This is a genomic window from Micromonospora sp. WMMD730 (assembly GCF_049178955.1).
In the GTDB taxonomy this organism is placed as follows: Bacteria; Actinomycetota; Actinomycetes; order Mycobacteriales; family Micromonosporaceae; genus Micromonospora; species Micromonospora wenchangensis.
The window spans coordinates 5,914,122-5,939,216 of record NZ_JBMHML010000002.1; the positions used below are offsets into that span (position 1 = coordinate 5,914,122).

Annotated in this window: 27 protein-coding genes; 20 read left to right on the forward strand and 7 right to left on the reverse strand. The window is 68.4% G+C overall.

The genetic code is table 11. From position 1 onward, the window contains the following. Window positions 1-177 precede the first annotated feature (177 nt). From ACN265_RS25050 to ACN265_RS25065, 4 genes are all read right to left on the reverse strand, one after another. Window positions 178-3,252 (reverse strand): type I restriction endonuclease subunit R, encoded by a 3,075-nt coding sequence (locus tag ACN265_RS25050; RefSeq protein ID WP_421409907.1) that lies wholly within the window; start codon window positions 3,250-3,252, stop codon window positions 178-180. A gap of 3 nt (window positions 3,253-3,255) precedes the next feature. Then, window positions 3,256-4,338 (reverse strand): hypothetical protein, encoded by a 1,083-nt coding sequence (locus tag ACN265_RS25055; RefSeq protein WP_421409910.1) that lies wholly within the window; start codon window positions 4,336-4,338, stop codon window positions 3,256-3,258. An 82-nt stretch (window positions 4,339-4,420) separates the two neighbouring features. Then, a complete protein-coding gene (locus ACN265_RS25060; RefSeq protein WP_421409912.1) occupies window positions 4,421-5,998 on the reverse strand; it encodes an N-6 DNA methylase in 1,578 nt (525 codons plus the stop codon). Window positions 5,999-6,180: 182 nt separating this feature from the next. Next, entirely contained in the window at window positions 6,181-7,413 is a 1,233-nt protein-coding gene (locus ACN265_RS25065) for a helix-turn-helix domain-containing protein (protein WP_421409913.1), read from the reverse strand. 164 nt (window positions 7,414-7,577) lie between these two features. On the opposite strand from ACN265_RS25065, the gene ACN265_RS25070 reads away from it, so the two are divergent. The 7 genes from ACN265_RS25070 to ACN265_RS25100 are packed head-to-tail and all read left to right on the forward strand — an operon-like array spanning window position 7,578 to window position 12,480. Continuing rightward, entirely contained in the window at window positions 7,578-7,931 is a 354-nt protein-coding gene (locus ACN265_RS25070) for a dihydroneopterin aldolase (RefSeq protein ID WP_421409916.1), read from the forward strand. After that, window positions 7,928-8,515, forward strand: a complete 588-nt coding sequence (folE, locus tag ACN265_RS25075) for a GTP cyclohydrolase I (RefSeq protein WP_421409918.1) — start codon at window positions 7,928-7,930, stop codon at window positions 8,513-8,515. Before ACN265_RS25070 ends, folE begins: the two co-directional genes overlap by 4 nt. Further along, a complete protein-coding gene (locus ACN265_RS25080; RefSeq protein ID WP_421409921.1) occupies window positions 8,512-8,970 on the forward strand; it encodes a 6-pyruvoyl trahydropterin synthase family protein in 459 nt (152 codons plus the stop codon). Before folE ends, ACN265_RS25080 begins: the two co-directional genes overlap by 4 nt. Then, window positions 8,967-9,749, forward strand: a complete 783-nt coding sequence (locus tag ACN265_RS25085; protein ID WP_421409924.1) for a hypothetical protein — start codon at window positions 8,967-8,969, stop codon at window positions 9,747-9,749. The genes ACN265_RS25080 and ACN265_RS25085 overlap by 4 nt, the downstream gene beginning before the upstream one ends. Continuing rightward, window positions 9,694-10,614, forward strand: coding sequence for a DUF2797 domain-containing protein (locus ACN265_RS25090; RefSeq protein WP_208567371.1), 921 nt, complete (start codon window positions 9,694-9,696; stop codon window positions 10,612-10,614). The genes ACN265_RS25085 and ACN265_RS25090 overlap by 56 nt, the downstream gene beginning before the upstream one ends. Beyond that, on the forward strand, window positions 10,583-11,233 hold the full coding sequence (locus ACN265_RS25095; RefSeq protein WP_279632736.1) for an AAA family ATPase: 651 nt from the start codon (window positions 10,583-10,585) through the stop codon (window positions 11,231-11,233). The genes ACN265_RS25090 and ACN265_RS25095 overlap by 32 nt, the downstream gene beginning before the upstream one ends. Next, window positions 11,230-12,480 carry a glycosyltransferase family 4 protein gene (locus ACN265_RS25100; protein WP_421409926.1) on the forward strand — a complete coding sequence of 417 codons (1,251 nt, stop codon included), beginning with the start codon at window positions 11,230-11,232 and terminating at the stop codon, window positions 12,478-12,480. The genes ACN265_RS25095 and ACN265_RS25100 overlap by 4 nt, the downstream gene beginning before the upstream one ends. On the opposite strand, the gene ACN265_RS25105 is transcribed toward ACN265_RS25100, so the two are convergent. From ACN265_RS25105 to ACN265_RS25115, 3 genes are all read right to left on the reverse strand, one after another. Next, window positions 12,477-12,965, reverse strand: coding sequence for an NUDIX hydrolase (locus ACN265_RS25105; protein ID WP_208567374.1), 489 nt, complete (start codon window positions 12,963-12,965; stop codon window positions 12,477-12,479). The genes ACN265_RS25100 and ACN265_RS25105 overlap by 4 nt on opposite strands. Window positions 12,966-13,043: 78 nt before the next feature. Then, complete coding sequence (locus ACN265_RS25110; protein ID WP_421409929.1) at window positions 13,044-13,598, reverse strand: GNAT family N-acetyltransferase; 555 nt, start codon at window positions 13,596-13,598, stop codon at window positions 13,044-13,046. Further along, entirely contained in the window at window positions 13,595-14,383 is a 789-nt protein-coding gene (locus ACN265_RS25115; RefSeq protein WP_421409931.1) for a GntR family transcriptional regulator, read from the reverse strand. Before ACN265_RS25115 ends, ACN265_RS25110 begins: the two co-directional genes overlap by 4 nt. 128 nt (window positions 14,384-14,511) lie before the next feature. On the opposite strand from ACN265_RS25115, the gene ACN265_RS25120 reads away from it, so the two are divergent. The 13 genes from ACN265_RS25120 to ACN265_RS25180 all read left to right on the forward strand — a co-directional run bounded on the left by ACN265_RS25120 (window position 14,512) and on the right by ACN265_RS25180 (window position 24,614). After that, the gene (locus ACN265_RS25120; RefSeq protein WP_208567377.1) at window positions 14,512-14,754 is read left to right on the forward strand and encodes a hypothetical protein; all 243 of its coding nucleotides are present in this window, start codon (window positions 14,512-14,514) and stop codon (window positions 14,752-14,754) included. Between the two features lie 339 nt (window positions 14,755-15,093). Further along, entirely contained in the window at window positions 15,094-15,384 is a 291-nt protein-coding gene (locus ACN265_RS25125; RefSeq protein ID WP_421409935.1) for a hypothetical protein, read from the forward strand. After that, complete coding sequence (locus ACN265_RS25130) at window positions 15,381-15,611, forward strand: hypothetical protein (protein ID WP_208567379.1); 231 nt, start codon at window positions 15,381-15,383, stop codon at window positions 15,609-15,611. The genes ACN265_RS25125 and ACN265_RS25130 overlap by 4 nt, the downstream gene beginning before the upstream one ends. Then, on the forward strand, window positions 15,608-16,342 hold the full coding sequence (locus ACN265_RS25135; protein ID WP_421409938.1) for a GOLPH3/VPS74 family protein: 735 nt from the start codon (window positions 15,608-15,610) through the stop codon (window positions 16,340-16,342). The genes ACN265_RS25130 and ACN265_RS25135 overlap by 4 nt, the downstream gene beginning before the upstream one ends. A 131-nt stretch (window positions 16,343-16,473) precedes the next feature. Next, entirely contained in the window at window positions 16,474-16,650 is a 177-nt protein-coding gene (locus ACN265_RS25140) for a hypothetical protein (RefSeq protein ID WP_208567380.1), read from the forward strand. Between the two features lie 235 nt (window positions 16,651-16,885). Continuing rightward, the gene (locus tag ACN265_RS25145; RefSeq protein ID WP_421409941.1) at window positions 16,886-18,376 is read left to right on the forward strand and encodes an APC family permease; all 1,491 of its coding nucleotides are present in this window, start codon (window positions 16,886-16,888) and stop codon (window positions 18,374-18,376) included. Window positions 18,377-18,394: 18 nt separating this feature from the next. Continuing rightward, window positions 18,395-19,051 carry a GNAT family N-acetyltransferase gene (locus ACN265_RS25150; protein ID WP_421409944.1) on the forward strand — a complete coding sequence of 219 codons (657 nt, stop codon included), beginning with the start codon at window positions 18,395-18,397 and terminating at the stop codon, window positions 19,049-19,051. A gap of 5 nt (window positions 19,052-19,056) precedes the next feature. After that, complete coding sequence (locus ACN265_RS25155) at window positions 19,057-19,716, forward strand: hypothetical protein (protein WP_421409947.1); 660 nt, start codon at window positions 19,057-19,059, stop codon at window positions 19,714-19,716. Further along, window positions 19,713-20,612, forward strand: a complete 900-nt coding sequence (locus ACN265_RS25160; RefSeq protein ID WP_421409949.1) for a hypothetical protein — start codon at window positions 19,713-19,715, stop codon at window positions 20,610-20,612. The genes ACN265_RS25155 and ACN265_RS25160 overlap by 4 nt, the downstream gene beginning before the upstream one ends. Then, window positions 20,609-21,649, forward strand: a complete 1,041-nt coding sequence (locus ACN265_RS25165) for a S1 family peptidase (protein ID WP_421409951.1) — start codon at window positions 20,609-20,611, stop codon at window positions 21,647-21,649. Before ACN265_RS25160 ends, ACN265_RS25165 begins: the two co-directional genes overlap by 4 nt. A 482-nt stretch (window positions 21,650-22,131) precedes the next feature. Continuing rightward, a complete protein-coding gene (locus ACN265_RS25170; RefSeq protein ID WP_421409953.1) occupies window positions 22,132-22,464 on the forward strand; it encodes an HAD hydrolase-like protein in 333 nt (110 codons plus the stop codon). An 84-nt stretch (window positions 22,465-22,548) separates the two neighbouring features. Then, complete coding sequence (locus tag ACN265_RS25175; protein ID WP_421409955.1) at window positions 22,549-22,773, forward strand: SDR family NAD(P)-dependent oxidoreductase; 225 nt, start codon at window positions 22,549-22,551, stop codon at window positions 22,771-22,773. Between the two features lie 335 nt (window positions 22,774-23,108). After that, window positions 23,109-24,614, forward strand: a complete 1,506-nt coding sequence (locus tag ACN265_RS25180; RefSeq protein WP_421409957.1) for a hypothetical protein — start codon at window positions 23,109-23,111, stop codon at window positions 24,612-24,614. Window positions 24,615-25,095: the final 481 nt, after the last annotated feature.

The following is a 25,095-nucleotide window of genomic DNA, read 5'->3' on the forward strand; positions in this document are numbered from 1 at the left end:
CGGATCCTCCTGAATTTCAGGAACCTTCGCCAGGTAGGCGTCAGACCCAGTCCCGGTGGACTACCTCTGGGAAGGGCTCGTAGTTCAGCCGGGCCTGCCTCTGCCCTCGGGGGTACACGCCAACCCCTTTCGTGCTTGTCGGCGGCCCGCCAGATGTGCTGTGGCTCCACGCATTCATCAATCCACTAGGTAGTGGGCTTCGATGTACGCGACGGTGGAGTCATACGGCTCCCCCACTGGCTTCAGCATGTACCGGCGGAAGACCGCAGCGGTAGCACGGCGGACGCCTCGGTTGCGGGCGTCGGCGTTGTCCCACGACTGGGCGAGGGTGCGAGTGACCACTTGGTCGATCTCCTCGGCCAGGTTCCTTTCCGTGATGGTGAGGCCGGCGGGTGCGTGGTCGTGGATAATCCGTGACAGGACGCCCACGTGGTCGTCGTCCAGTACGACAGCTTCTTCAGGATGCTTCCCGGCGTTGACGATGGCGCGGGCGATCCGGAGTGCCTCCGAGAGAAAGTCCAGGGCGTCCTGGGCGGTCTGGATGATCCGGTCCCGCAGGAGCCTGATCCGTTCCGCGAGGGCGGTGTACTTCGCAGACCCGGGTTCAACTCCCTTGTCGAGGGCGGCCTTGATCCGGTCCAGGATCTCCGCTGCGGACGGCGGCTTCTCGTCTTCACCGTCGTCCTTGCCAGGCTTGGAGCGGACGAGGGCCATCAGCTCCTTGAGGATGGCGATGCCCTGGGCGTCCAGGACAAGGGGTTCCTCCTGGGAGGCGACCACGGCGAAGGAATGGACGTGGGCGTTGATGATCTCCAGGACCATCGGCCCCAACTCGGCCAGCCGTTCCTTTCGCTCCTCGTCAGAGGACCTCTTGAACAGGGTCGTGTACACGGACCCGAACAGCCCAAAGCCGTCCCGGTACTTGGCGATCCGCTTGTCGGTGCTGATGAGGGAGTACAGGCGGGCCAGCAGGCGGTAGTCCCTGCTGAAAACCTCGGCGGAGCCGGGTTTGGCGTCCAGGAAGACGTTGATGGCTCGCACGGACTCATATCCGTGGACCGTGAGGTCTAGGTCGTCCACGTCGGCGAGGAGGTCTTCGATGCGGGCGAAGGTGGTGCGGAACTCGGCGACCAGCTCGGACACGTCGGTGACAAATCCGCCGCCCTTGCCGGACCCTTCCGGGGTGGGATCGACGACGGCCCGTTGGACCTCTTCGGCCAGCCCGATATAGTCCACGACCACGCCGGAGGTCTTCACGAACCCGGTCGGTGACACCCAGGTGCGGTTCGGGCGAGTGATCGTCTGGAACAGGGTGTGGGCTTTCAGAGGCTTGTCCAGGTAGAGGACGCCCTCGTTGGGGGCGTCGAATCCCGTCATCAGCTTCGCGGTCACCACCAGGAAGCAGAGTGGGTCGTCCGGGGTGAGGAACCGCCGCTTTTGCCCCTCTTCCTCGGCCTCCGAGAGCCGGTACGGCCGCATGGCCGGGTCTTCGTCCTTGGAGTCCGAGACGGAGATGTTCACCTCGGCCGTGATTCGGTCGTGTTTGCCCACTTCGGCGAGTACCTGCGATGCCTCGAAGCCGGCCAGCAGCTCGTTGATCTTGTCGGTGTATGCCACGGCCAGCTCACGGTTGTAGGCCACGACTTGAGCCTTCAGGCCGTTGCGGTAGGCACCAGTCAGGTAGTGGTCCACGATGTCCTGGCAGACCGTGTGGATACGGTCGGGGTTGGCGAACACCGAGGTCAGGCGCCCGAACTTGCGAGACAGTGCCTCACGGTCGGGGTCGTCGAGGTCGAAGTCGTCGGCGAACTGGTCGAACTCGGCCTGCAACTTCTGGTCGTTCATCTCGAAGGACACCGGGTGCGGGTCCAGCATGACCGGGACGGTCGCCTCGTCCCGCAGCGACCGGGACACCGAATACCGGTGTAGCACTCGCCCCGGGTCGGCCTCGTCGCCGAAGAGGGCGAAGGTGTCGGTGGCGAGGTTCCTCAGCGGGGTGCCGGTCATGCCGAAGAACTTCGCCTGAGGGATCGCGGCGCGCATCTGCCCGGCCAGAGATTCTGATTTGGCGGACTGGGTCCGGTGCGCCTCGTCAACCAGCACGATGATGTTGTCTCGCTTAGACAGGCTCTTGCCGGCTTCGGCGAACTTGTGCACGGTCGTGGAGATGACCCCACGCACGTCGCTGGCGAGCAGGGACCGCAAGTCTTGACTGGTCTTCGGCTGGTGGAAGTAGGCGTCTCCCATCGCGGAGGTGAACACCCCGGAGGTCTGCCGCACGAGATCGGTCCGGTCCGAGAGCAAGATGATCGTGGGTGAGTCGGTATGGGTATCGGCCAGCAGCAGCGAGGCGGCGAACACCATCAGCAGGGTCTTCCCGCTGCCTTGGTGGTGCCAGATCAGGCCCTTCTGGCCGCCGGCGAGGACTCTCTGGTGGATCAGGTGGGCGGCTTCCCGCTGCGGGTAGCGGGGCAGGTACTTCTTGTCTACCCCACCCCCTGCGGTGTCGAACAGGGCAAAGTTGGCGAGCATGTCCAGGACGGTCGCCGGGTTGAGCAGCAGCTCCACGGAACGCTGCATGTCAGCCTGCCCGGACAGGCTTTCGTCGTCGGCGGTGGACCGGAACGGCTGCCACAGGTTCAGGGGCGCACCAACGGCGCCGAATCGCAGCTTCAGCCCGTCGGAGGCCACGGCGAAGACGTTCGGGGTGAAGAACCACGGGTACTCGGTGGCGTATACATCATTGATCTCGCGCGCAGCCTTAGCCCACCCAGACTTCGCAGTCGGCGACTTCACCTCGACCACGACCAGCGGCAGCCCGTTGACCCAGTACACGAGGTCGAGCCGGCGGGGGGTCTTCCCGGGGACGGTGATGGTCACCTCGTCCGAAACGATCAGCGTGTTGGCGGCTGGGTGCTCGACGTCGATGACCCTCAGGGCGCGCCACACGCCGTCGGCGTCCCGGAACTCCTTATGCCCGCGCAGCAGGCGTAGCACCTGCTCATTGGCGCGGACCAGCCCACCTTCAACAGCGTTGACCGTGCCGATGATCTCTTCGACCACCGCGTCCACGTCGAACCCGTCGACTATCCCCGGGTTGAGTCGGACGATGGCATCCCGCAGCTCGCCAGCGACCACCGTCTGCGTTGTCTCACGCAGTAGCGACCTGCCCGCGGTGAACCCCCATCCCATCGGGAGGGACCACTGGATCATCAGGTTCTGAAGCTCACGCTCTCGAATGCCCTTCGCCACGGCTCAGACCCCTAGCTCAGCAGACTCAATCTCGATGGTTCGGTCCAGCAAACCGGACAGGAGAGTTGCACGCACGGCACGCAGTCGGTTGGCCTCGGCGCGAACAGCCATGACAGGCGCCTCTAGCGCCTGCAACTCGCAGATCGCCCGCTTCTGCTCTGAAGCCGAGGGAATGCCGACCGGTGACTGCATCAGACGCTTGCGGTTCAGGGTACGGTTACGTCCGGCCCCGCCGGGAGAGCAGATAGCTAGGAGCCGCGTGCCTACCTTGCTGGAGAAGAAAAGTCGGAAGAACTCGGCGTCTCCACCATCGAGCCGCCGATAGGTCGGGAACCGGTGCGATCCACAGTATCCCTTTATATGCGGAGGCACAATCGCGACCGCACCCTCCCAGGCAAAGACGATGTTGATTACTAGGTCACCGGGCTCGACCCAGAACACCTTCTTGGACCCCAGGGACTCTCCGGTCACCGCCTCCTTGGTGAAGAGCCCGCGTCCGTGGGACCTGATCCCGATCTGCCGGTACTCGGCCACAGGGTTGACGGTGATCGGGCGCTTCACCTCCTCCAGCACCTCGCCGATTGGCAGTGGAGTCCCTGTAGCCGCGTAGCGCGCGAATAGTTCTTCCTTACGCCCCCGAAGCAGAGCATCCAGCGCGTCGGCCTCTGCGTCGAGTGCGGCGATGTGATCATCTACCGCATCGATGAGCTCGATGATCCGCCTCTGGACAGAAAGCGGGGGCACGGGAACTATCCACGCCTCAAAGTCAGCTTCCTTCCATCGAGCGCGCCCTTCTGATCCCGCACGTAGCGTACTGATCTGATGCAAAACTTCTGGTCGCCGGAAGTTGAGGAGAAGGAAACGGGCTTCCGCTTCTTCTTCGTCCACTTCATAGAGGGGGAATTCATTCGTCGCCAAGGCGCCATCAAGCTCAGCTGGGACGACATCAAAAGCGCCGTTCTGTGTATCAATTCTATTGAATGTAAAATCCCCTTCCCGCGCACGATAGAGAGACTTCGCCTTGACTGTTTCTGTCGTAACGATACCCCTACCGTAGGCGCCTTTGCCATGCCACCGAACACCCATCGTGCGATACTCAATCCCTGGTTCGAGACGGACGATCTCCCGCCTTTGGCGGGCGATCAGCCTCGCGGGAACATGTCGCCAGTCACTCATCAAAGCCCTCGATCCCGGCTGCAGCCAGGACGGCGAGCATGCGTTGCTCGGCCTTCTGGCGCTCTGCTCGCGCAATGTTGTAGGCGTCGATGAGCGTGCCGAAATCTTCTCGCTCGGCGGCGGCCTGCTCGATATAGCGGCCGATGCTGAGGTCGCACCCATTCGCCATAATCTCTGCGGCAGGGACGAATCGCGCCGCAATTCCGCCCTTTCGGCCGGGGTCTGCCGAGGTGCCGTCGACGTCGAATTTCGAGTGGTAGGCGGTCACGACGTTGGCGATGTCGGCGTCGGTGAAGATGTTGCGGTTCTTGGCCTTAGTGAACTGCTTGGAGGCATCGATGAAAAGCACACCGTCCCGCCGGTCCGGAGCCTTGGTACCCAGTGCACGGAACACCAGGATCGCCGTGGGGATGGTGGTGTTGTAGAAGAGGTTGGCAGGCAGGCCGATGACCGCTTCGAGTAGGTCGTCGTTCAGGACTCGCTTGCGGATGACTGCTTCCTGGCCGCTACGGAAGAGGACGCCGTGGGGCAGAACTACGCCAGCGCGGCCCTCCTTCGGGTCCATGCTGGCAATCATGTGCTGGACGAACGCCCAGTCGGCCGACGACTGCGGGGCAACACCGCCAATGGCGCGCGGGTCTTTGGTCCAGGACTTCCACTTCAGGCTGTAGGGCGGGTTGGCGAGGATCACATCGAACTGTGCGATAGACCCGTCCGGCTTCTTGAAACGGGGGTCCTTCAGGGTGTCGCCGACCTCGACCTGAAACTGGGTGAGGTTGTGCATGAAGAGGTTCATGCGTGCCACACCGGCGGTGTCCGGCACTGCCTCCTGCCCGTACAGCTTGAGCGTGTAGCCACGCCCGCCGCGGGCCTTCAGGAGGTTCGCGGAGGCGATGAGCATGCCGCCCGACCCGCAGGTCGGGTCGTACACCGACTCGTAGCTCTTCGGGGCCAGGATCTCGACGATCAACTCGACGACCTCACGTGGGGTGAAGAACTGGCCGGCGCGGGTGCCGGACCCGTCGGAGAACCGCTTCAGCAGGTACTCGTACGCCCCACCGAGCACGTCGTGGGACATGTTGCCCTCGTGCATCTTCGGGGTTCGGTCCATCGCCTGCATCACTGCCGCCAACACCTCACCCGACAGCACCTCTTCCGAGGTCCATGTCATGGACCCAAACAGCCGGGAGAACTTGTCAGGGTTGGCCGTCTCGATGGCCTGCAGGGCGGCGCGGACCCGCTTGCCGAGGCCAGGCTGGGTAACAGTGGCGAGGATGGACGACCAGGAGGCGCGACGCTGCTGGACGGTGCCGGGGTGGATGAACGGGATCTCGAACGACTGGTAGTCGCGGTACTCGATCTCATGGGCTTCCTCGACAGAGAGGTCGCTCAGCTGATCCTTGTTGTCGTATAGGAACTCCTGGTGGTGGTGGTCCCAGGTGTCCGACAGGTACTTCCAGAACATCAGCGGAAAGACGACCGAGGAATACTGCGCTTCGGGCATCGCCACGCGCAGTTCATCGGCGGCGTCCCACAGCCGGTTCTCGATCTCCTGCTGAGTCACTGTCATCAGTCGGGGGTCCTTGCTAGTCAAAGGGCGGCGATCCGAAGGCCGCGCGGTGTTCCTGCTGCTCACCAGCTTCGGGCATGCCCGGTATGCACTTGCCGGACGCGCCCTGCCGGGTGGACGTACGCGGGGGATCTTAGCCGCCCGAGCTGACGGCTCACGCAACGTCCTATCTAGGCTATGTCTCACATTCGTTTTACAGTCCCCTGCGCCGTGACGAACTCCGTCACGGACGCCGCCTTGTGGGCGTGGGGCTGCATACGGCGGGTCAGCCCGGCGAAGCGTAGCGAGAGTCTGCCGGACCGGATGTCGCCGGCCGCCTCCGTCGCTGCGACCGCGATGCGACCGGCCTCGTCGAACTCGCCGGCATACAACAGCGCTTCGGCCAGGCTGAGCTGGTCGAGGACGCGGTTGCGGGCCAGAGACACGCCGCGTAGGTCCAGGGCTTCGTTGAGGCGTTCGATGGCCGCGTCGGCGTACCGGTGGTTGGTACGGGCCAGGTCGGTGTAGGCGGCACCGGAGAGGCTGTAAAGCTCCGCTTCGGTGACGTGCTGCGCTGCCCAGTTTGGCGTACCCGTGTTGTCGACACGCGTGAACGCATCCTCGGCGTCGCCCACAGCACGACGCACCATGTCGGCGTCACCGACCTGCGCGTACGCCCAGGCGCGGATGCACGACTGGTTGGCGCGGTCGCCCGGGGTGAACAGGTCACCGGCTCGCTTCGCGGCTGCGTCCAGCAGCGACAGCGTCTTCTCGGGGCGGCGCAGTTCGATGTTGTGGCCCGCCATCCGGACCACGGTGTGGCCGCCGAGCGCGGTGTTGCCGGCGGCGGTGGCGGCGGACAGGGCGAGCCAGGCGTGCTCGTCTGCACTGCGGTGGTCACCGATGTCGCGGGCGATGTATGCGCCGAGCCCGGCGAGGTCGGCGATCGCGACGAGCAGCGCGGTTCGGACCTTCGGCTCGGAGGCAGCGGTGTGCATGGCGGCGGCCCGATCGAGCAACTGCGCGGCCGGCTTTTGAACGGCGGCTCCGCCGTGGCGGGACACCCAGCCTCGGTAGACGGCGGTGGTGTCGGCGATGTCTGCGACATGGTCCATGCCGACCCTGCGGGGCGTGGCCGCCGAGGGGAGGGGCCAGCCGGCTACCGCCATGCCGGCCGCGCCGAGGGCACCCAGTACCGTTCGCCGCCGCACGTCCTCACCGCCTTCCTGTTCTTCGCCCGCCAGGGCGAACAGTGCGCCGTTGGCACCGAGGGCCTGGTCCAGGCTGGCCGTCATGTCCGGGCCGGGCCGTCGGTGGCCGTTCTCGACCTTGCTCAGGTACCCCTGGTCGCAGGGGACCAGCTCGGCGAGCTGGTGCAGGGAGAGGTTGGCTTCCAGCCTCCGGCGGCGCAGCTCGGTACGGAAATTGTCGCTCACGGTGCTTCGCTCCTTGGCGATATGCCTCGCTGCTGGCATGGGGCAACCCCGTGGGGATCTGATTGCGCACTCGTACGGTCAATCTACACAGCCCGCTACACCCTGATTGCCTCGTGTGACCGCGGGGTGGATGGGGTGAACGGTCTCGACCCCGGGAGTGCAGAGTGGATCTGATCGAAGTGACGGCGCTACGGCTCCGCTGCATCATCGGCGTACGCGCCGAGGAACGTCGTGACCTCAGCGACGTGGTCATCGACCTGGCCATCGGCACCGAAGCACGGCCGGCTGCCCTCGTCGACGACGTCACGGAGGTGTGGAACTACCGCACCGCCACCAAGGGCGTCATCGCCCTGGTCCAACAGTCCGAGTACCACACGATCGAGGCGCTGGCCGAGGCGATCGCGACGCACCTGATGGACGATCACCACGCCCCGTACGCCAAGGTGCGGGTGTCCAAGCCCGGCGCTCTGCGGTTCGCCGACGACGTCGCCGTGGTCATCGAGCGGGGCCACCGGTGACCGCCCCGGCCGTCGTCCGGCCGGCCCGGGACCTGGTCGCCGCCGAAGAAGCCGCCCGCGCGTTCCTGGCCGCCCTGGGCTGGGATCTCAACACCCCATCGACACGGGACACCCCCCGCAGGATGGCGAAGGCGTATGCGGACCTGGCCAGCCCGCGTCAGTTCACCCCTACCGCCTTCGACAACGAAGAAGGCTGCGACCAACTGATCGTGCAGCAGGCGATCCCGTTCGCCAGCGTGTGCGAGCACCACTGCCTGCCGTTCGTCGGCACCGTGGACTTCGGCTACTTGCCGGGTAACCAGATCATCGGTCTGTCGAAGCTGGCCCGCGGCGTTGAGCTGTTCGCCCGGGGCCCACAGGTGCAGGAGCGGTTGACCAGCCAGATTGCGAACTGGCTGGTGGAGACCCTCCAGCCCAAGGGTGTCGGGGTGGTGGTGCGCGCGGAGCACATGTGCATGCGGCTGCGCGGCGCACAGGTATCCGGCACGTTGACGATCACGTCGGCGCTGCGCGGGCTCGTGCTCGACGACCCGCGCACCCGGTCAGAGTTCTACTCCTTCGTCAACGCGGGGGCCGGCAGATGACCGCCGTCATCGTGCTGCGCGGCGGCGAGTTCAGCTTCTGCGCCGCCCACGCCGGCCTACACGCCGACGGCTACGAGCCCTTGCACGGGCACACCTTCGTCGTCACGCTGCGCCTGGCCGGCCAGCCTGACGACAACGGCATGGTCACCGACTTCGGGCCCGTGAAGACGACCCTGCGGAGGGTTATCGCACCGCTGCGACGGCGGACCCTGGTCGCCGGCCGGGCCTCGGGCGTCGACCTGAGCGTGCCCCACCAGGTGCGGTTCGGCGACTACACCCTGCCCGCCCGCGCGGTGGCCGTCCTGCCGGTGGTCAACACCACCACGGAGGCCATCGCCGGTCACCTCCTCGACCAGGTGCTGCTGCACGCCTCGGTGCCCGGACTGCACTGGGCGGAGCTGGACCTCGCGGAGGCCCCGGACGTCTCCGCGACCGTTCGCAGGCTGATCGCGTGAGCGCCCCGGCGTACCGCGCCAGGGTCGCGGCCCTGCTCGCCTACGTCACCGAGTCCCGCCTGGTCGGTGCGCCCGTCGCGCCGGTCCGCGCCGACAACCCGTGGGACATCTGGTGGGTCTGCTACCGCGCCCAGACACCGGCGCCCGACCTCGGCCTGAAGGTGTGGGCGCACCCCAGAGCATGCGGAAGGTGCTTCGACACGGCCACCGCCCTGACGCACGCCGGGCCGGTGCGGCACCCGGACTCGCTGACGCAGAGCCCCTGCACCTGCCTCGTCGACTGGGCGACGCTGATGCGCGCAGACGGCGGCGACACCGACTGGCCGCCACTGCGCGCCAGCGTCGCCATGGTCAAGCCCGGCGGCGACGCACCCGCAGTGCTGCGGGCGCTGAGCCGGGACCATCTGGTCACCGCCGTCAGCACGAGATCGTTGACGGCCTCCGATGCCCGCCGGCTCTACCCCGACGCGTACGGCGCAGAGTACGTCGCCCGGCAGGACGATTACCTCACCAGCAGCCCGGTCACCGTGTACGCCCTGCTGCTCAACGGCGATGCCGCCCGGAACCCGAAGGACCTCAAGCTGGGCATCCGGGCACAACTCGCCGACGGCGACGTGTTGCGCAACCACCTGCACATGCCGGACTCTCCGGGGGACGCGCTCTGCGACCTGGCCCACCTGATCAGCGACAACATCCGCGACGACCTGTACGGGAGGTACGACCGTGTCGCAGCCGAGCACCGGATTGCTCGCTACCGGGACTGTCTGGACTTCGGGTAGCGCCACGCTGGCGCTCGCCGCGTCCGACGGCACGATCCGCCAGCAGCCGCTCTCGCTCGGCCAGCTCGTCGGCTGGAACCTGCACGGGCCGCGCCGCTGCATCGGCACCTGGAACGGCGAAACCCGGCGGCAGCAACTGTGCCCCCACCGACACCCCATCGAGGTGGACGCCTCCGCCAGCCAGTGCCCGCCCTGCCAAGCAGCAGACCCCGGCCGCCGGTTCGCCAGGGGTGACGATCTGACCGACCCTCGCACCTTCGGGCTGTACCTCGCCTGGTTCGCGCCCGGCCTGATCAAGGTCGGTCTCACCGCCGTCGACCGCGGCAACGACCGGCTCACCGAGCAGGCCGCCGTCGCCTTCACCTGGCTCGCCGAAGGACCGCTGCCCGCTGTCCGTCGCGCCGAAAGGCTGATCTCTGGGCTCGGCGAGTTCGGCGAATCAGTCCGCCGAGACCGGAAGGTCAGCGCGTGGTGGCACCTCGGCGAGCCGCAGCAGCGCATCGCGCAGCTCCGCGACGCGTGGCACCGCACCGTGCCGCAGATCGCAGGGGACGCGCGGCTCACCGTCGCCAGGCCGCGCATGTGCGACCTGGCCGACACCTACGGCCTCAACACACGGCCATCCTCACCCGCCCGAGAGATCGGGCCGCTTCGCGTCGACGTGACGCTGGTCGGCCGGATCAGCGCGGTCGCTGGCAGCGACCTCATCCTCGACACGATCGCCGGACCGGGCCTGCTGAACACTCGCACGCTCGCCGGCTGGACCCTGACCAGCGCGGACGTACGCGGTGCCGCCGCACCCCCGATGCGCGCCCTGAACCTGGTAGGAACCCATGAGCAGAACGTTCCCGAGACGCTCTTCTAGCCATCACGCCCGACTGGGCCGGCTCGTCGTCCTGGAAGGCATGCCCGGCTCCGGAAAGACCACCACGGCGAACACCCTCGCGGCCGCCGGGTACGCCGTCGTCGGCGAGTACGTCACCCCCGGCGGGATCACGATTCCGGTCCCGCACCATCCGCACGTCGGCGACGACGACGCGCACCAGGCGAACTGGCTCCTCAAGCACCGCCACATCACTTCGGCGTCCCACGGCGGGCCCGTCCTCAGCGACCGTGACTGGCTCTCCGCGCTGGCGTACGCCGCGTCGCTCGGCGACCAGGCGCTCCTGGCCCGCCGCGCGTCATGGGCGTACGGGCACCTGGCCCTCGGCCATCTTGCCGTTCCCGACGCGTACCTCATCGTCGGGTGCAGCCCGGAGACAAGCCTGGCCCGCCGCGCCGAGCGGCTCACCCCCGACCACCCATGGAGCACCCCGTCCAGCCTCGCCCGGCTGGCCGACTTCTACACCGACCCGCCAGCGGCCATCGGCCGCACGCACCCAGCGCTCGCCGCGGAACTACGGGCCGCCTCGTGGCACCGGCTCCCGGCGGTCGACCTCGCCACGATCCGCCAGCACGCCACCAGCCTGCTGACGACACCATGACCCGCCGAACCCTCATCGTTTGCCTCCACGACGGCTTCTACGGAGCAGGCACCGGAGCCGGGTACGCCAACCGGGCATTCCTACGCGCAGTGATCCGGCACCTCGCCCCGGACGTGCAACTGGTGGTCGCCCCGGTCTACCTGAACCCCACCAGCACCGAGTACGACACGGCGTGGGCGGCCGACATCGCGCACACGCTCAGCAGCATCGGCGCGCACGTCGCGCCCCTGCACAACGGCTCCGGCGGCGTCACCCGCTTCGGTGGGCTGGCCGCATTCCAGCACCTCGCCGCCAAAGCCGGCCGGATCCTGCCGGAGATCGCCCCGCCGACCGGCGCACCCCCGGCGATCGTCGCGTTCGACGTGCCCTTCGCTGGCCTCGCGCTACACCTACCCGCGCCGTACCTGCCATGCCTGACGTACGTGCCCCGATCGAGTGCCCTCCAGCATGACCCCGGCAACACCGATCGCATCGACTACGAGCATCGCGGCGTGGCGGCGGCCATCGCCGGTGGTACCCGGATCGGGGTGATCTCCGAACACATGCGAAGGCACCTGAACGACTCCCTGGCGGTGCCGGCCACAGCGATGGTCGACCTTCCCGACGGGCTCACCGTCGACGAGCGCCGCCCACTGCCCCCAGCTGACGACCTGATACCCGCCACCGCCAGAGCCGACTTCCTGCTATCGCTGGGCCGAGCGGAGCCCTACAAGGGCTTCGACGACCTTCTCGACGCACTGGCCCTACTGCGTAGCGATCATCCCGGCGGCCGTCTCCCGCACCTGGTGCTCGCGGCGGTGACCGACGGCGACTCGACCAACGACCACCAGCGGCACCTCGCCAGGCGGATCGCCGACCTGGAACCCGAGGTCACTCTCTACACCCGGTTCGACACCCGGTTGCGCACCCTACTAGCGCATCCCGGCTTGAGGGCGGTGGTGGTGCCGTCGCGACAGGAGCCGTTCGGCCGCATCCCCCTGGAAGCGTTCGCGGCCGGTGCCGCGCCGATCGTGACCACCACCGCCGGCGGCCTGGCCGAACAGGTGACGGACGGGGTCACCGGGTTCACCAGCGAACCGAACCGCCCTGACGCCCTGGCAGCCGCGATCGATCGGGCGCTGGCCACCACCCCGAAGCAGCGGGATCGGATGCGCCAGGCAGGCCAGAACGCGCTGAACTCCCGCTTCAACCACGATGCTGCGGTGGGCCGGTTCCTGGGTGAGGTCGCGCCGTGGGCTGTCCGCTAGTCGATCACGGCCGCCGGTGCCGTCGGCGACCCAACAGGCAGACCCCACCTGGTCGCTGCGACCCGGGCCGCGGCAGCCGCCTGCTCGGCTCCCGAGTCGCCCCACCCGAGCAGGGGAGGAACGTCGACCACCGGAACCAGTCGTCGCCCGAGCAGCCGGCCGCCATCCGGGTCCGGACGGCGCGCGTCGAATCCAACGATCCGCGCTGCCATCCGCAGGTACGCGTGACCGTCGGCCAGCTCATGGCCGAGGAGCACCGGGTCAGTCAGGCGCACCTGGGACTCCTCGGCAGCTTCCCGATGCAGGGTGGCGGCCGGGTCGGCGTCGACCAGCTCGGGGCTTCCGCCGGGGAGGTTGTGGCCGTCCGGGGTGTCCTGCACGAGCACTCGCCCGTGGTCATCGAACAACCAGCCGTAGACCTGCACCACCGTTGCGGTTGGTGCTGGCCGGTCAGCGATCCACCGGAATGGGAGGGTGATGGACATGGCGGCAGGCTACGGGGTGGGCAGGCGCACGTCCTGGAGGCCCGCCGAACTGATCGTGCGGTGGGCGTGACCCGCTGCTCAGGCTCCCTCGGTCTTGAGTCTGCCGCTGACGTACGGCTGCGCCGGCCGCTGGAAGCAGGCACCCGATACCCGGGACTCAACGGTGCGGACGTGCTGGAAGTCCTGCCTGCGGTAGTAGTCGTGCAGCCGAGAGTTGGTCGTCCAGGCGTCCAACCGCAGCCACGTCAGCCCGGCCTCGTACGCCCGGCCGCCAGCCCAGTCCAGCATCTCGCCACCCAGCCCCTCGCCGGCATACCGCAGCGGGATCATCATCTTCGCCGCATACAGCGCGTCGGCCGGGTCGTCCTCCGGATACCACAGCGCCTCGGGATCCCGGTCAGGTTTCCACAAGCCGTCGACGTCGACGTACGCGGTCAGGGTGATCGTAGCGATCGGATCGTTACCGTCCCAGACCATCCATGTCTGCCCGGCGGAGACGGTCGACGCGACGGCGGAGCGCGGTAGGGGTATGGACCACTGCTCCTCGCCCCTCGCTGCGAGCCAGATGGCGCGCTCGCGTCGCCAGCTCATGATGACGTCGACATCGCTCAGTCGCGCAGGCGTGATGATCATCTGGGCTCTTCCTCCGGCCGGAATCGAGCGATGATGCTGGCATCGCCGTGAGTGCTGACGATCCGGTTTCGGTCGCCAGCGAACGGGGTCACGGACACCCGCACCGGCCGCTCCTCGGTGTACCCGGTGCGGATGTAGTGCAGCACCGGCGTGCCGGGCTGCAACCGCAGCAGCGTCGCCTCCTCCGGCGTCGGCATGCGCGAGACGTACTCGTCGTAGTACGCGACCTGCTTGTATCCGCGCTCGGCGAGCAACCTGGTGGTCCCTTGTGGGATATCCCTCGGCGACAGCAGCTCCGGCACCTTCTCGGCCAGGTCCATGGGGTAGTAGGTGTCCTGCACGGACGATGGCTGCCCGTTGACGAACCGGACGCAGCGGCGCAGTACCGCAGCAGACTCCGGTTCCACCTTCAGCCGTTCGGCAAGTTCCCCTGGCAGAACCTCGATGGTCAGCCGAAACTCCTGCGTCGCCTCGTATCCCTGCTGCTCTACTTCCGAGCGCCACGCATCAGTCTCGGCCGTCGGGCCCGGCATCTCCGCACGGTGGGCGTGGAAGGTCAGCGTGACCTTCTCACGGACCAGCATGCCGCCGCTGCGGCCCGGCACGCTCTCGACCAGCCCTTCGTGCACGAGTAGCGCGGTGGCGTCGCGGACGGTGTTGCGCGATACGCCGTACTGCTCCTGAAGCTGAGGCTCGGTCGGAAGCCGGTCGCCCACGCGCAGCGCTCCGGAGACGATGCGTTCCCGGAGCTCGTCTGCGATCTGGCGGTACTTCGGCTGCGCCACGCTCTCACCCTCCCTTATTTCGTCCCAACCAATCTAGCGGGATGGCCTTGACTGTGCCCCATCACACTGCAATGGTTGGTATGATTCCAACGTTACCCACGTTGGGTGATGATCGCCAGGGAGCAGACATGAGCGATGAGGGCAGGCAGGCTACGCCGGCCAGTCTCGAAGCTGGGGACTTCGCGCGGGAGATGGAACGCGTGAATCGTGCGCTCGACAACGTCGGTGTCCTGCTGGCCGGTCTCGACCAGGCCGACAGCGCACGTGCTCTGAGGAACCCGAGCTACTCGCCGCTGCGCACCCTCATCGAGCAGGCCAGAACGTCGGCCGCCCGGGTGACGGAGTACCTGCGGGCACAAGCCCGCCCGTGAGCCGGCGCAGGACCGGCCCCCGTCCCCGCGCGGGGCGGTCTCTGCGCCCATCGGTCAGGGTCCGCACCCCGCACCAGGGAGTGCTCGGACGCGAATCTCACACAGGGAGGTGATGGCATTGACCCGTATCAAGTGGTTCGTTCCTCGGGAGGGGCAGTCGTACCGGCCGTTCGGTATCGATCGGGAGGGCGCGGCCACGCTCTACGGTCACCGGGGCGGTTGGAGCCGAACCGCAGAGGCCACGGCCCAGGACGTGGCACGCGACAACCGCCGATTCTGGGCCAGCCTCAGCCTCCCGACGCAGACTCCCAACCGCCCGAAGCGACGCCGCTGGCGTTGGTGGCCACGCGCATGAACGGCAGCAACCATCCCCCACCCCGGGTCGACCCCGGCACCCTGCTGCAACTCGACGGCGACGACTGGTCCTTCGGCCGCAGCCTCACACCCGGAGTCCACGTCGATGTCGTCCTGGTACGGCTACGCACCGACCTCGCACATCTCAGTGACGAGTGGATGTGGGTCCTCGGCCACCGTCCACAGTGCGAGTACACGCACGTGGAGCAGCACCCGCCCTGCCTGGAACTACGGGTCCGCATCACCGCGCTGCGTCGTTACGGCCCCACACGATGACCGGCACCCACGAGAGCGACCACCCCGGCGCACGGTACGACTCAGCCCGCAGGACGGTCCTGGGCCACCTCGGCCGCACCTGCTTCGAGTGCCGCGACAACGGATGCGCGCAGCACCGCTGGGCCGTCGCGGAGCTGCGCGACCACCCGATCGGCCGTGGCCTCCTCCAACGTCACGGCCTCCTCGACCCCTCCGACGACCCGACCCAGGAAGGCCAGCAGCGGTGACCACCTCCCCCGCCGACGGCGACGAGCACACTCGGCCCGCCCACCACGCACCCGCCCACCGGCCGGCGCGCGCGGTCGCCACCGCCCCCCGTCAGCCGCCACTGATCGCCAACGACTTTTACTTCCTCGCCCACCACGATCAGACCGGGCAGCCCCGCCTGTTCCCCGCCGCGATCTCCCTCGGGCTGGCAGCCGGACTGCTCATGGAGCTGCACTACGCCGGCCGAATCAGCTTCTCCCAAGGCGCGGTCCACGTCTGGCGCGACGGCCCCACCCCGGCGGACTGGCTGCAACACAAGATCCTCGACCGGATGCTCACCGAGCCGCAGAACACCCCCGTACGGCAGTGGCTGTCGTACCTCGCCACCACCGCCGAGGAACAGGTCGCCCAGCGTATGACCCAGGCCGGTCTGCTCCGGGAGCAGACGACCGGCCCGAGGTGGCGACGGCGCACCGTCTACGTACCGACGGACATCAACACCGCCGCCTGGCCCTGGGCCCGGCTGTCCCAACAGCTCCGCAACCGCAGCGACCTCTTCGAGCACGACGTCCTCCTCGCCGGCCTGGTCCTACGCACCCAACTGGACATGGCGCTGCTCGACGGAGCCTCCTGGCTCGCCCGTGACTACCTGGCCCGCCTGGTCAGGCAGCTCTGGCCGCCCTGGCCGGAACTGCTCGGCGAACTCGGCGCCGCCGTCGGCGCAGCCGTGCTGAGCCACCGCACCTCCTGAGGGTGCGCGAAGCATCGCCTGCCGCCGATAGCCGGCAGCACCTCATCGATCTCAAGAGACGTTCCATGACCAACGGAGAACCACGCCCACCTCGGGCCTCCACCGGTCGAGACCGCCGGCCGCCGGGACAGGTGGGCGTCATCGTCGGTGTGCTGGTAGCAGCCGCCGTCGCCGCGGACCTCGCCGCGTGCGCCGCCCTCCTCACCAGGCCGTTCGTGGCGGAATCCACGGCCACGCTGGTTCGCCTGCTCCGGCCGCTGCTCAGGCTGTTCATCGACGCAACGGTCCTCACCGGCGGCGGAACCTAGCCCACCGGCCGAACCCCCTGCCCGCCATCCCGTCGCCTGTTCCTCATCGCCCCCCGGGGAGTCCCACCATGTCCGCTCCCGTTCTCCGTCCACCCGCGCCGGGCTCGCCAACGCCTCCGTGACTCGCGTCCTGGCCGCCGTCGCACCCGCCGCCGTTTTCCCGCCCCACCTCACCGCCTATCCCGCCCCGACCTCCCCCGCCCATCCCCCAATCCACCCGTATGGAAGAGGGCCCATGTTCCCCACCTCACCCGAAACCATCTCCGCGGCCCTGGCACGCGGTCGGCTCGGTATCCCCTCCGTCGTGTTCTTCGTGATCGCCGCCGCTGCGCCGCTGACCGTCGTCGCCGGGGGCGCGACCACCGGGTACGCCGTCACCGGTGTCACCGGCATCCCGGTGGCGTACCTGGTGGTCGCCGCCGTGCTCGCGCTCTTCGCGGTCGGCTACGTGGCGATGTCCCGACACATCGTCAACGCCGGAGCGTTCTACACCTACGTCACCCGGGGACTCGGCCGCCCGGCCGGCGTCGCCGCCGCAGCCGTCGCGCTGCTGGCGTACAACGCCATGCAGATCGGCTTGTACGGCGGCTTCGGCGCGGTCCTCGCCCAGTTCCTCCACGACCGGTACGGGTGGGGCGTCGCCTGGTGGCTGTGTGCCCTGGCCGCCTGGGCGGCGGTGGCGGTCCTCGGGGTGCTGCGTATCGACCTCAACGGCGCGGTCCTGGCCGTCATGCTGATCGCCGAGTGCGCGGTGGTGGTCGTCTTCGACGCTGTCATGGTCACCCACCCCGCCGGCGGGACCGTCACCGTCGACAGCCTCGCCCCGACGCACGTCTTCGCCGCCGGGATCGGCGCGGCGCTGGTCACCGCGATCACCGGGTTCGTGGGCTTCGAGGGCACGGTCGTGTTCTCCGAGGAGACGAAGGACCCGCGCCGCACCGTCGCCCGCGCCACGTACCTCGCCGTCGCGGTCACCGGCCTGCTCTACGGGCTGTCCGCGTGGGCGATGTCGGTAGCCACCGGCCCGGACCGGATCGTCGACGCCGCCCGCGCCGACGGCACGGACCTCATCTTCCACCTGGTCTCCCCGCACCTCGGCGCGAGTGTCGTGACCATCGGCCGGGTCCTCTTCGTCACCAGCCTGTTCGCCGCGCTGCTCAGCTTCCACCACACCGTGGCCCGGTACCTGTTCGCCCTCGGCCGGGAACGAGTCGTCCCCGCCCCGTTCGGCCGCACCAGCCGGCGCACCGGTGCGCCGAAGGTCGGCTCGATCACCCAGAGCGGCCTCGCCCTCGCCGTCCTCGTCGGCTACGCGGCAGCCGACGCCGACCCGATCGTGCACCTGTTCTTCTGGGTCACCGTCACCGGCGGGCTCGGCGTCCTGATCCTGATGACCGTCACCTCGGCCGCCGTCGTCGGCTACTTCGCCCGGACCAGCCACCACGAGGGCCACTGGCGGGGCACGGTCGCGCCGCTGACCGCCACGCTGGCGCTCGCCGCGATCCTCGCCGTCACCCTCCGCGAGTTCGACACCCTCCTCGGCGTCGACCCGCACTCCCCGCTGCGCTGGCTCTTCCCCGCGGCCTACGCCGCCGCCGCGCTGCTCGGCGCGGTCTGGGCGCTGACCCTGCGCACCACGAACCCGCCCGTCTACGCCGCCATCGGCTTGGGCGCGGACAGCCACACCCTGCCCCTGCGCAACGACCCGATCCGCCAACCGGCCTGACCCCGCGAGGGAGACACCATGCCCGACACCCACACCGTCGCCGTACGTCGAGCGACACCCGAGAACGCGGGGCCGCTGATCGCCGTCCTCGCCGAGGCCTTCCACGACGGACCCGTCGCCGACTGGCTGATCCCCGACCCCGCCGACCGGCGCGTGGTCTTCTACCGCTACTTCAGAGACGCGTTCCAGCACGGCCTGGCGCACGGCCACGTCGACACCACCGCCGACCTGTCCGCCGTGGCGATCTGGTATCCCCGGCTCGACCCACCCCAGGGCCACACCCGGGAACGCCAGGAGGCGCTGGAACGAGCCACCGGCCCCTACGCGCCGAAGTTCACGCTGATGGAGGCCATGTTCGACGCCTTCCACCCCGACGAGCCGCACCACTACCTCGCGTACCTCGCGGTCGACCCGGAGCAGCAGAACCGGGGCATCGGCGCGGCCCTGCTCCACGAGCACCACCGGCAGCTCGACAAGCTGGGCCTACCGGCGTACCTGGAGGCCAGCAACACCCGCAACCGGCAGCTCTACCGTCGGCTCGGCTACACCGCCGGCCCACCGCTGATCCTGCCCACCGACGGCCTGCCGATCTGGCGGATGTGGCGCGGCCGACAGACCCCCACCGGCCGGTCGCCGTTCCCGCCCGCCCCGCAGCCCCGACGGCGGACCCGGTGAACCCGATGGCCGAGATCCGACCCGCGCTACCCGGCGACGTGCCCACGATCACCGCCCTGCTCGTCGAGGCCGTCACCGACGACCCCGTCGCCGAATGGCTGGTGCCCGACGCCGCCGAGCGGCAGACGGTCTTCCACGGCCTGCTGGCCATGGAGGTCGACCACGCCGTCGAGTGGGGCCACGTCGACGTCCCCCTCGACTTGACCGCAGTGGCGGTGTGGCACCGCCACCCCGTCCCCGACACCGCCGTGCTCTCCGAACACCACCTGGGCGTCTTCGCCGGCCGCGCGCTGCCCCGCTTCCGGCAGCTGCACGCACTCGTCGGCAGCTACCGATCCGACGCGCCGCACCACTGGCTGTCCTGGCTCCACGTCACCCCTACCCGACGGGGACAGGGCATCGGCGGGCGTCTGCTCGACCGGCACCACCACCGTGTCGACCAGCTCGGCGACCCCTACGACACCGTGGTGACGACGGAGGAGGCCCGGGACTTCCTGAGCGGCCACGGCTACCGCGCCGGCCTGCCCCTGCACCTGCCCAGCGGACCCCGGCTCTGGCCGCTCACCCGCAGCGGCAACCCGGCCGCCACCACGGAGAGCACCGGGTCCGCATCACCTGAACTGACCGTTCCCTACGACCTCCGCGACAGGAGGCGCAAACCATGACCAAGGTCCGAACCATCGCCGGGTGGCAGCGGCCCACCCGCGCCCTGGTCTTCGCTCTCGTTCTCGCCGTCACCGTGCCCACCGCCTGCGCCCCCGTCCGCACTTCCACGCCATCCGCCGACATGGCCGTGCAGCCGTCTGCCTCGTCGACACCGCCGAACGAGCCGCGGACCGCGCAGGATCGGCTGCGCCTCCTGGCCGACGCGATCACACCGGTCGCGGCCGACGCCGAGCCCGGCCCGCACACCTACCTGCACATTCAGTCGTGGTCCCGAGCGACGACGGTCGTCAGCCGGTGGGACATCCGTCGCTGGAGCCAGCCGGACGGATCCGGTCGGGTCATCGAGCGCCGGTTACCCGACCGGGGACATCTCACCCGGCTACCGGACGGCAGCGACCGGGACGCCCTCGCGGCGGCACCCGTGGTCGCCGACGAGACATACGCACGCGGCGGCCTCGCGCGCCCCGGCTCCGAGCCGATTCCCGGCGATCGTGCCGGCCTCCAACAGCAACTCGGCACCATATCCCCGCCCGAGAACGGCCCCGGCTCGGTCATCACCGGCGTGGTGAGTCTGAACAACGAGCACTACCTCGGCCACCGACAGCGCCAAGCCATCCTGCTGATCCTGGCCGACCTGCCCGGCATCACGATCGACACCACCGCCGCCGACATCGCCGGTCGCACCGGGATCGCCGTGAGCCTCAACCGCGACGGATCCACCAAGCGCCTGATCATCCACCCGACGAGCGGGGAACTCCTCGCCTTCCAGGAAACCTTCAACGCCTGCCCGGCCCGAGGCAAGCCATGCCCCCGGCCCGGCCTGTTCGACTACCGGCTCTACCTCGAACGCAGCCGCACCGCACCGGCCGACGGGTCACCCACAACACAGCGTTGAACCCGGCACCGGGAAGCCGTCGACACCACCTCGCGGTGATGCGCGCCCCGGTAACCCCTCAGTCTCGCCGCGTTCGTCGCGGCGATCCCTGCGGCACGGTGCCGGAGGGGACGAGAAAGGAACCCATGAAGATCACCCTGTACCGGCCGATCGCCACCGGCGCGGCCGTGCTCGGCCTGCTGGCCAGCGCCGTGCCGGCCTCGGCAGCACCGCTCGATCAGCAGCCCGCGCCCTCGGAGGTCACGCCGTCCGTCGTCGGTGGACACGACGCCACCGAGGACTACCCGGGCATGGCGACGTTGCAGTACAACCGCAACGGAGTGTTCGGGCATCTGTGCGGTGCGACCCTCGTCGACCGCCGTCACGTCGTCACCAACGCACACTGTGTGACCGAACCCGACTCCGGCACCGTCGACCCAACGCTGTTGCAGGTCCGGATCGGCTCAGCCGATCGGATCAGCGGCGGCGTGGTCGTCGGCATCGAACGGGTCCTCCCACACGCCGAGTGGGACTGGGGCACCGGCACCGACCGGGTCGCAGACGTGGCCGTGCTCCGCCTGAACAACCGGGTCAACCTCAAGCCCTTCACCATCGCCCCTCGCGTCACCGGGCGAGGGGCGGTCACCCGCATCCTCGGCTGGGGATCGACCAAGGCATCGGGCGAAGGACCGCTCCCGGTCACCCTCCAGGAGCTGGACACCACCGTCACGGGCAAGACGGCGTGCGCGGCAGCGGGCATCACCGCCGGTGAGATCTGCATCGCGAACGTGAACGGCACCGACGGTGCCTGCTACGGCGACAGCGGCAGCCCCGCCCTCCAACGGCTCACCCCACGCACGTGGGCCATCGTCGGCGGCGCAAGCCGCGAAACCGAACCCACCTGCGGAACGGGCCCAACCGTCTACACCTCCCTGCCCTACTACGCGGCCTGGATCCACCGAGTGATCGCCACCGGCAAGGTCCCGCCGCGCACCACCCCCGCCGACACCACCCCCTCGGCAACCGCCCGATCGCTGCGCTGGACCAGCGCGGCGTAAACGCCTGCGGCCCGGCCCGCCCCGGCAACACCCTCGCCGGGGCGGGCTGGCAGCAGCGAACCTCTAATCCAAGACGCAGACCGTGATCGGCCCTCGTGATGGCCGTGTTCCACCGAGCCTCCGCGACCGATGGCCGAGAACTTCTCCCACTTGGAGCATGCCCCTGATGCCGCTGCGATGAGCGGAGGCTCGTCGTGATCGAGATGGTTAACGCTGCCCTCCCCGACCGGGCCCAGTTCTTGGTGGGCTCGATCGGGACGGTGTGATCAACGAGCACGCGCCCGAACCGGCGGGAGGTCCACCCGAAGGCCCGTTGACACCGGAGCATGTCCGGCTGTGCCCCGGCGCGGCTGACGCAGTGCGGGCGATCACCACATGCGGTGGCGTAGTCGTCGTGGCATCCAACCAGCCCGGCGTCGGGATGGGTCAGGTGACCGTCCGGATCCTGGCCCGTATACACGCGGCCGTGGACCGGCAACTCATTGCACACCGCGCGACCGTGCCGCTACCTCTACTGCCCGGACCACCTCGACGTCCTGCCCGCGTTCCTGCGGCAAAGGTGCTACTGCCGCAAGCCGGGGCCGGCCATGCTGCGCCGGGTGTCCCAAGTGACAGCCCGGCTCGGTGTCCGCTCCGGCTGGATGGTCGGCGACTCGGACACCGACATCCAGGCCGCCGACGCCGCCGGATTTCGGAGTGCGCTCGTACTCAACCCCGACTCGACACACCGCCGCAACGGAAGCGTGCACCCCACCACGTCGGTCAATTCTCTCGCCGAAGCCATCGATCAAATCCTGCGAGCCGAGGCCCGGTAAGCGACATAACGGCCATGTCGAGGGGCACTTGACGACCGGGGGCGCCGGGCTCATCAGAAGCAGCTCTCCCCAGACGCCGACGGCTTGTCGGTAGCGGGCCAGCAGTTGCACATCGACGATCCGGCCAGCGTCGCTCGGGCTATGGCGGACGTCGGCTATCACCACGGCCGGCCCGAGATCCTCGTCAACAACGCCGGCATCGCCATCGACCGAGGTCAGACCGCGGCTAGCTTCGAGCAGGTACGCACCACCCTGGACACCAACCTCATGGCAACCTGGCGCTGCTACACCGCCGCATCCCCGAGATAAGGAAGAACCAGTACGGCAGGTGAACGTCACCAGCCACATGGGCACCTTCGCAAAAATGGGAACGGGCAGCGTCTCCTACCGCTCGAAGGTGGCTCCCTACGAGGCACCGTCCTCATGAACAGACGTCAGGTCATGTGCGGGGCCGGCCACCGGCGACATCCTCGCCTCTTACCGCCACAATGCCGGCGGAGGACCTCGCCGTACTCGTTCAGGCAGCGCGCAGCGGAGCAGCCAGGCCCGGTGCCAAGCCCTGGAACGTACCCGCCTCTTCTATGCCCGGTTGGTCCCGGAAAGCCGGTTGGAGATGCCACGGCGGTTTTTGCATCATGTAACCCATGTCCCCTGTTCCCAGCACTCGATACGCGGGCTTCGTCGCTGCGGCCCGGCGCGTCGCGCCGTCGGTCATGCTGCCTGTGCTGGCGAACGCATCGATCCAGCAGCTCCGTGGCAGCAGCGTCTACCGTCCACGCGCGGACGAGATAATCCAGGCGTGGGTCATCGCGGCGGCGGCTCGGGAGAACATCGCGTACGGCAACGAGTTCCGGCAACGGACGGTGTCCCGCAAGGACCTGCTCCGGCTCCGGAACACGTACCAGGAAATGCACGATCCCATCCTCAACACGGCCGGTCAGCCCGGTGCCGTGGAGTCGCTGATGGTCCGCACGGTGTTCGAGCAGTTCCCGTTCGCTCACTCACGCTACGAGGATCTGTCGCGCATCCTGCTCCTGTTCGACCGGGACTACTCCTCGTTGAACTGCGAAGTCCTCTCCGTCACTGCGTGGGAGGAGTTGCTGGGCGCTCCCCTGGAGCGGTTCATGCGGTCGGCGTTCTTCATCCTGGTCGGTGCCCTGTGCAACGGTGGACGGTTCGATCCGGGCTGGCTGTCGATGCCTCACTTCGCACCGGTGTTCGACGCGTACGAGATGGTCCCGGCCGAGGTGGTGGAGGTCTTCGACCGGGTGTTCGTGGCCGACTTCGCCGATGTGCACGCCCTGGCGGCAGCGAACCGCAACCCCGATCCGCATCTGCGGCGATTCGACCCGAACCCTCTGTTGGGGACACCGTTCGTCCGGATGCCCGACGGCACCAACTTGGCCCCGTGCGTGCACCTGGTCGCGCAGCGGGTCAGCCCTGGCTCGCTGTATTACGTGGGCTGGAACAAGTGGAAGAAGAAGTTCACCCGGGACTTGGGCAAGGTCACGGAGGCGTACGTCGGCGAGCAGCTCGGCCTCGTTAACCCGCCCATCCTCCTACACGATGTCGAGTACAAGAAGGGCCAGCACGCCTCTGACTACGTGATCGGATACCCCGGCCTCACGGTCATTGTGGAGGTCAAGTCGGCCCGCGTGGCCCAGCCCGGACGGCTCGACGTGGATGGATACCTCGCCGACGTCGAGAAGGACGTCGGAGACGCGATGAAGCGGCAGATCAAGGTCACGGCGGACCTCATCAAGGCCGGGCATCCGGCCTTCCAGGGGATCGACCCGGCTGCCGAGATCCGCGGCATCGTCGTGACAGCGGAGCCTCACTACATGCTGAATAGCCGGATGTTCCGTTCCTTGCTGCCGGACTCGGGCTACCCAACCGTCATCCTGTCGTTAAACGAGCTGGAGTTCGCGGTGTCAGCCGCTCTGGTAGGTGATCCGGCGGGTTTCTTCCGCGCGTTGACCGACTGGGGCCCTGACGGCATTGACGCGAACGCAGTCGCAAGCGCGCACGCCGCCAAGCTCGGCGAGCCGAACCCTCGCAATCCACTCCTTCAAGCAGCCGCCGAACGCGGCTGGGCGAAGGTTCTGGAAGGTGGATCGGCTGCCTCCGGCGGAGCCGCCGTTGCAACTTGAATCCGCCACCAGTAGCGGATCTCGGGGACTCCGTCACGGCCCGGGTACGTAGCGCGAAGCGTCGCGTTGACAGCATCAGCAACTCGCTACGGGACATACATTGACCAGGACGCATTTGCGACGGCAACCGCTTCCGGGCCGCCCTGAGCCCGGTGTTCGGCCTGATCACCGTGTCCGGATGACGAGGCACCTTTTCTCCCCTCAGCCTAGCTTGCCAGCCCTGCCGACTATGCCACCGGCTATCAATACGCCCCACGTTCGGCAGCGACACGACTGACGGCAGACTGAAACCCCGGCCCACCTCAAAGAACCTACGAATGCACTGTCGGCGGCCTCTGGCCAACCTGCCGAGCTTCCGCCACCTCGGCTCCGCCACCCCGCCGCCGCGCCTGAGGGCTGAAGGCCGGCGTCCAGGTCAGTTCATGGTGTCGTGCGAGACAGGGATTCTGCTCTTCGTGGCCTGCTCGACTGACGCCTCAGC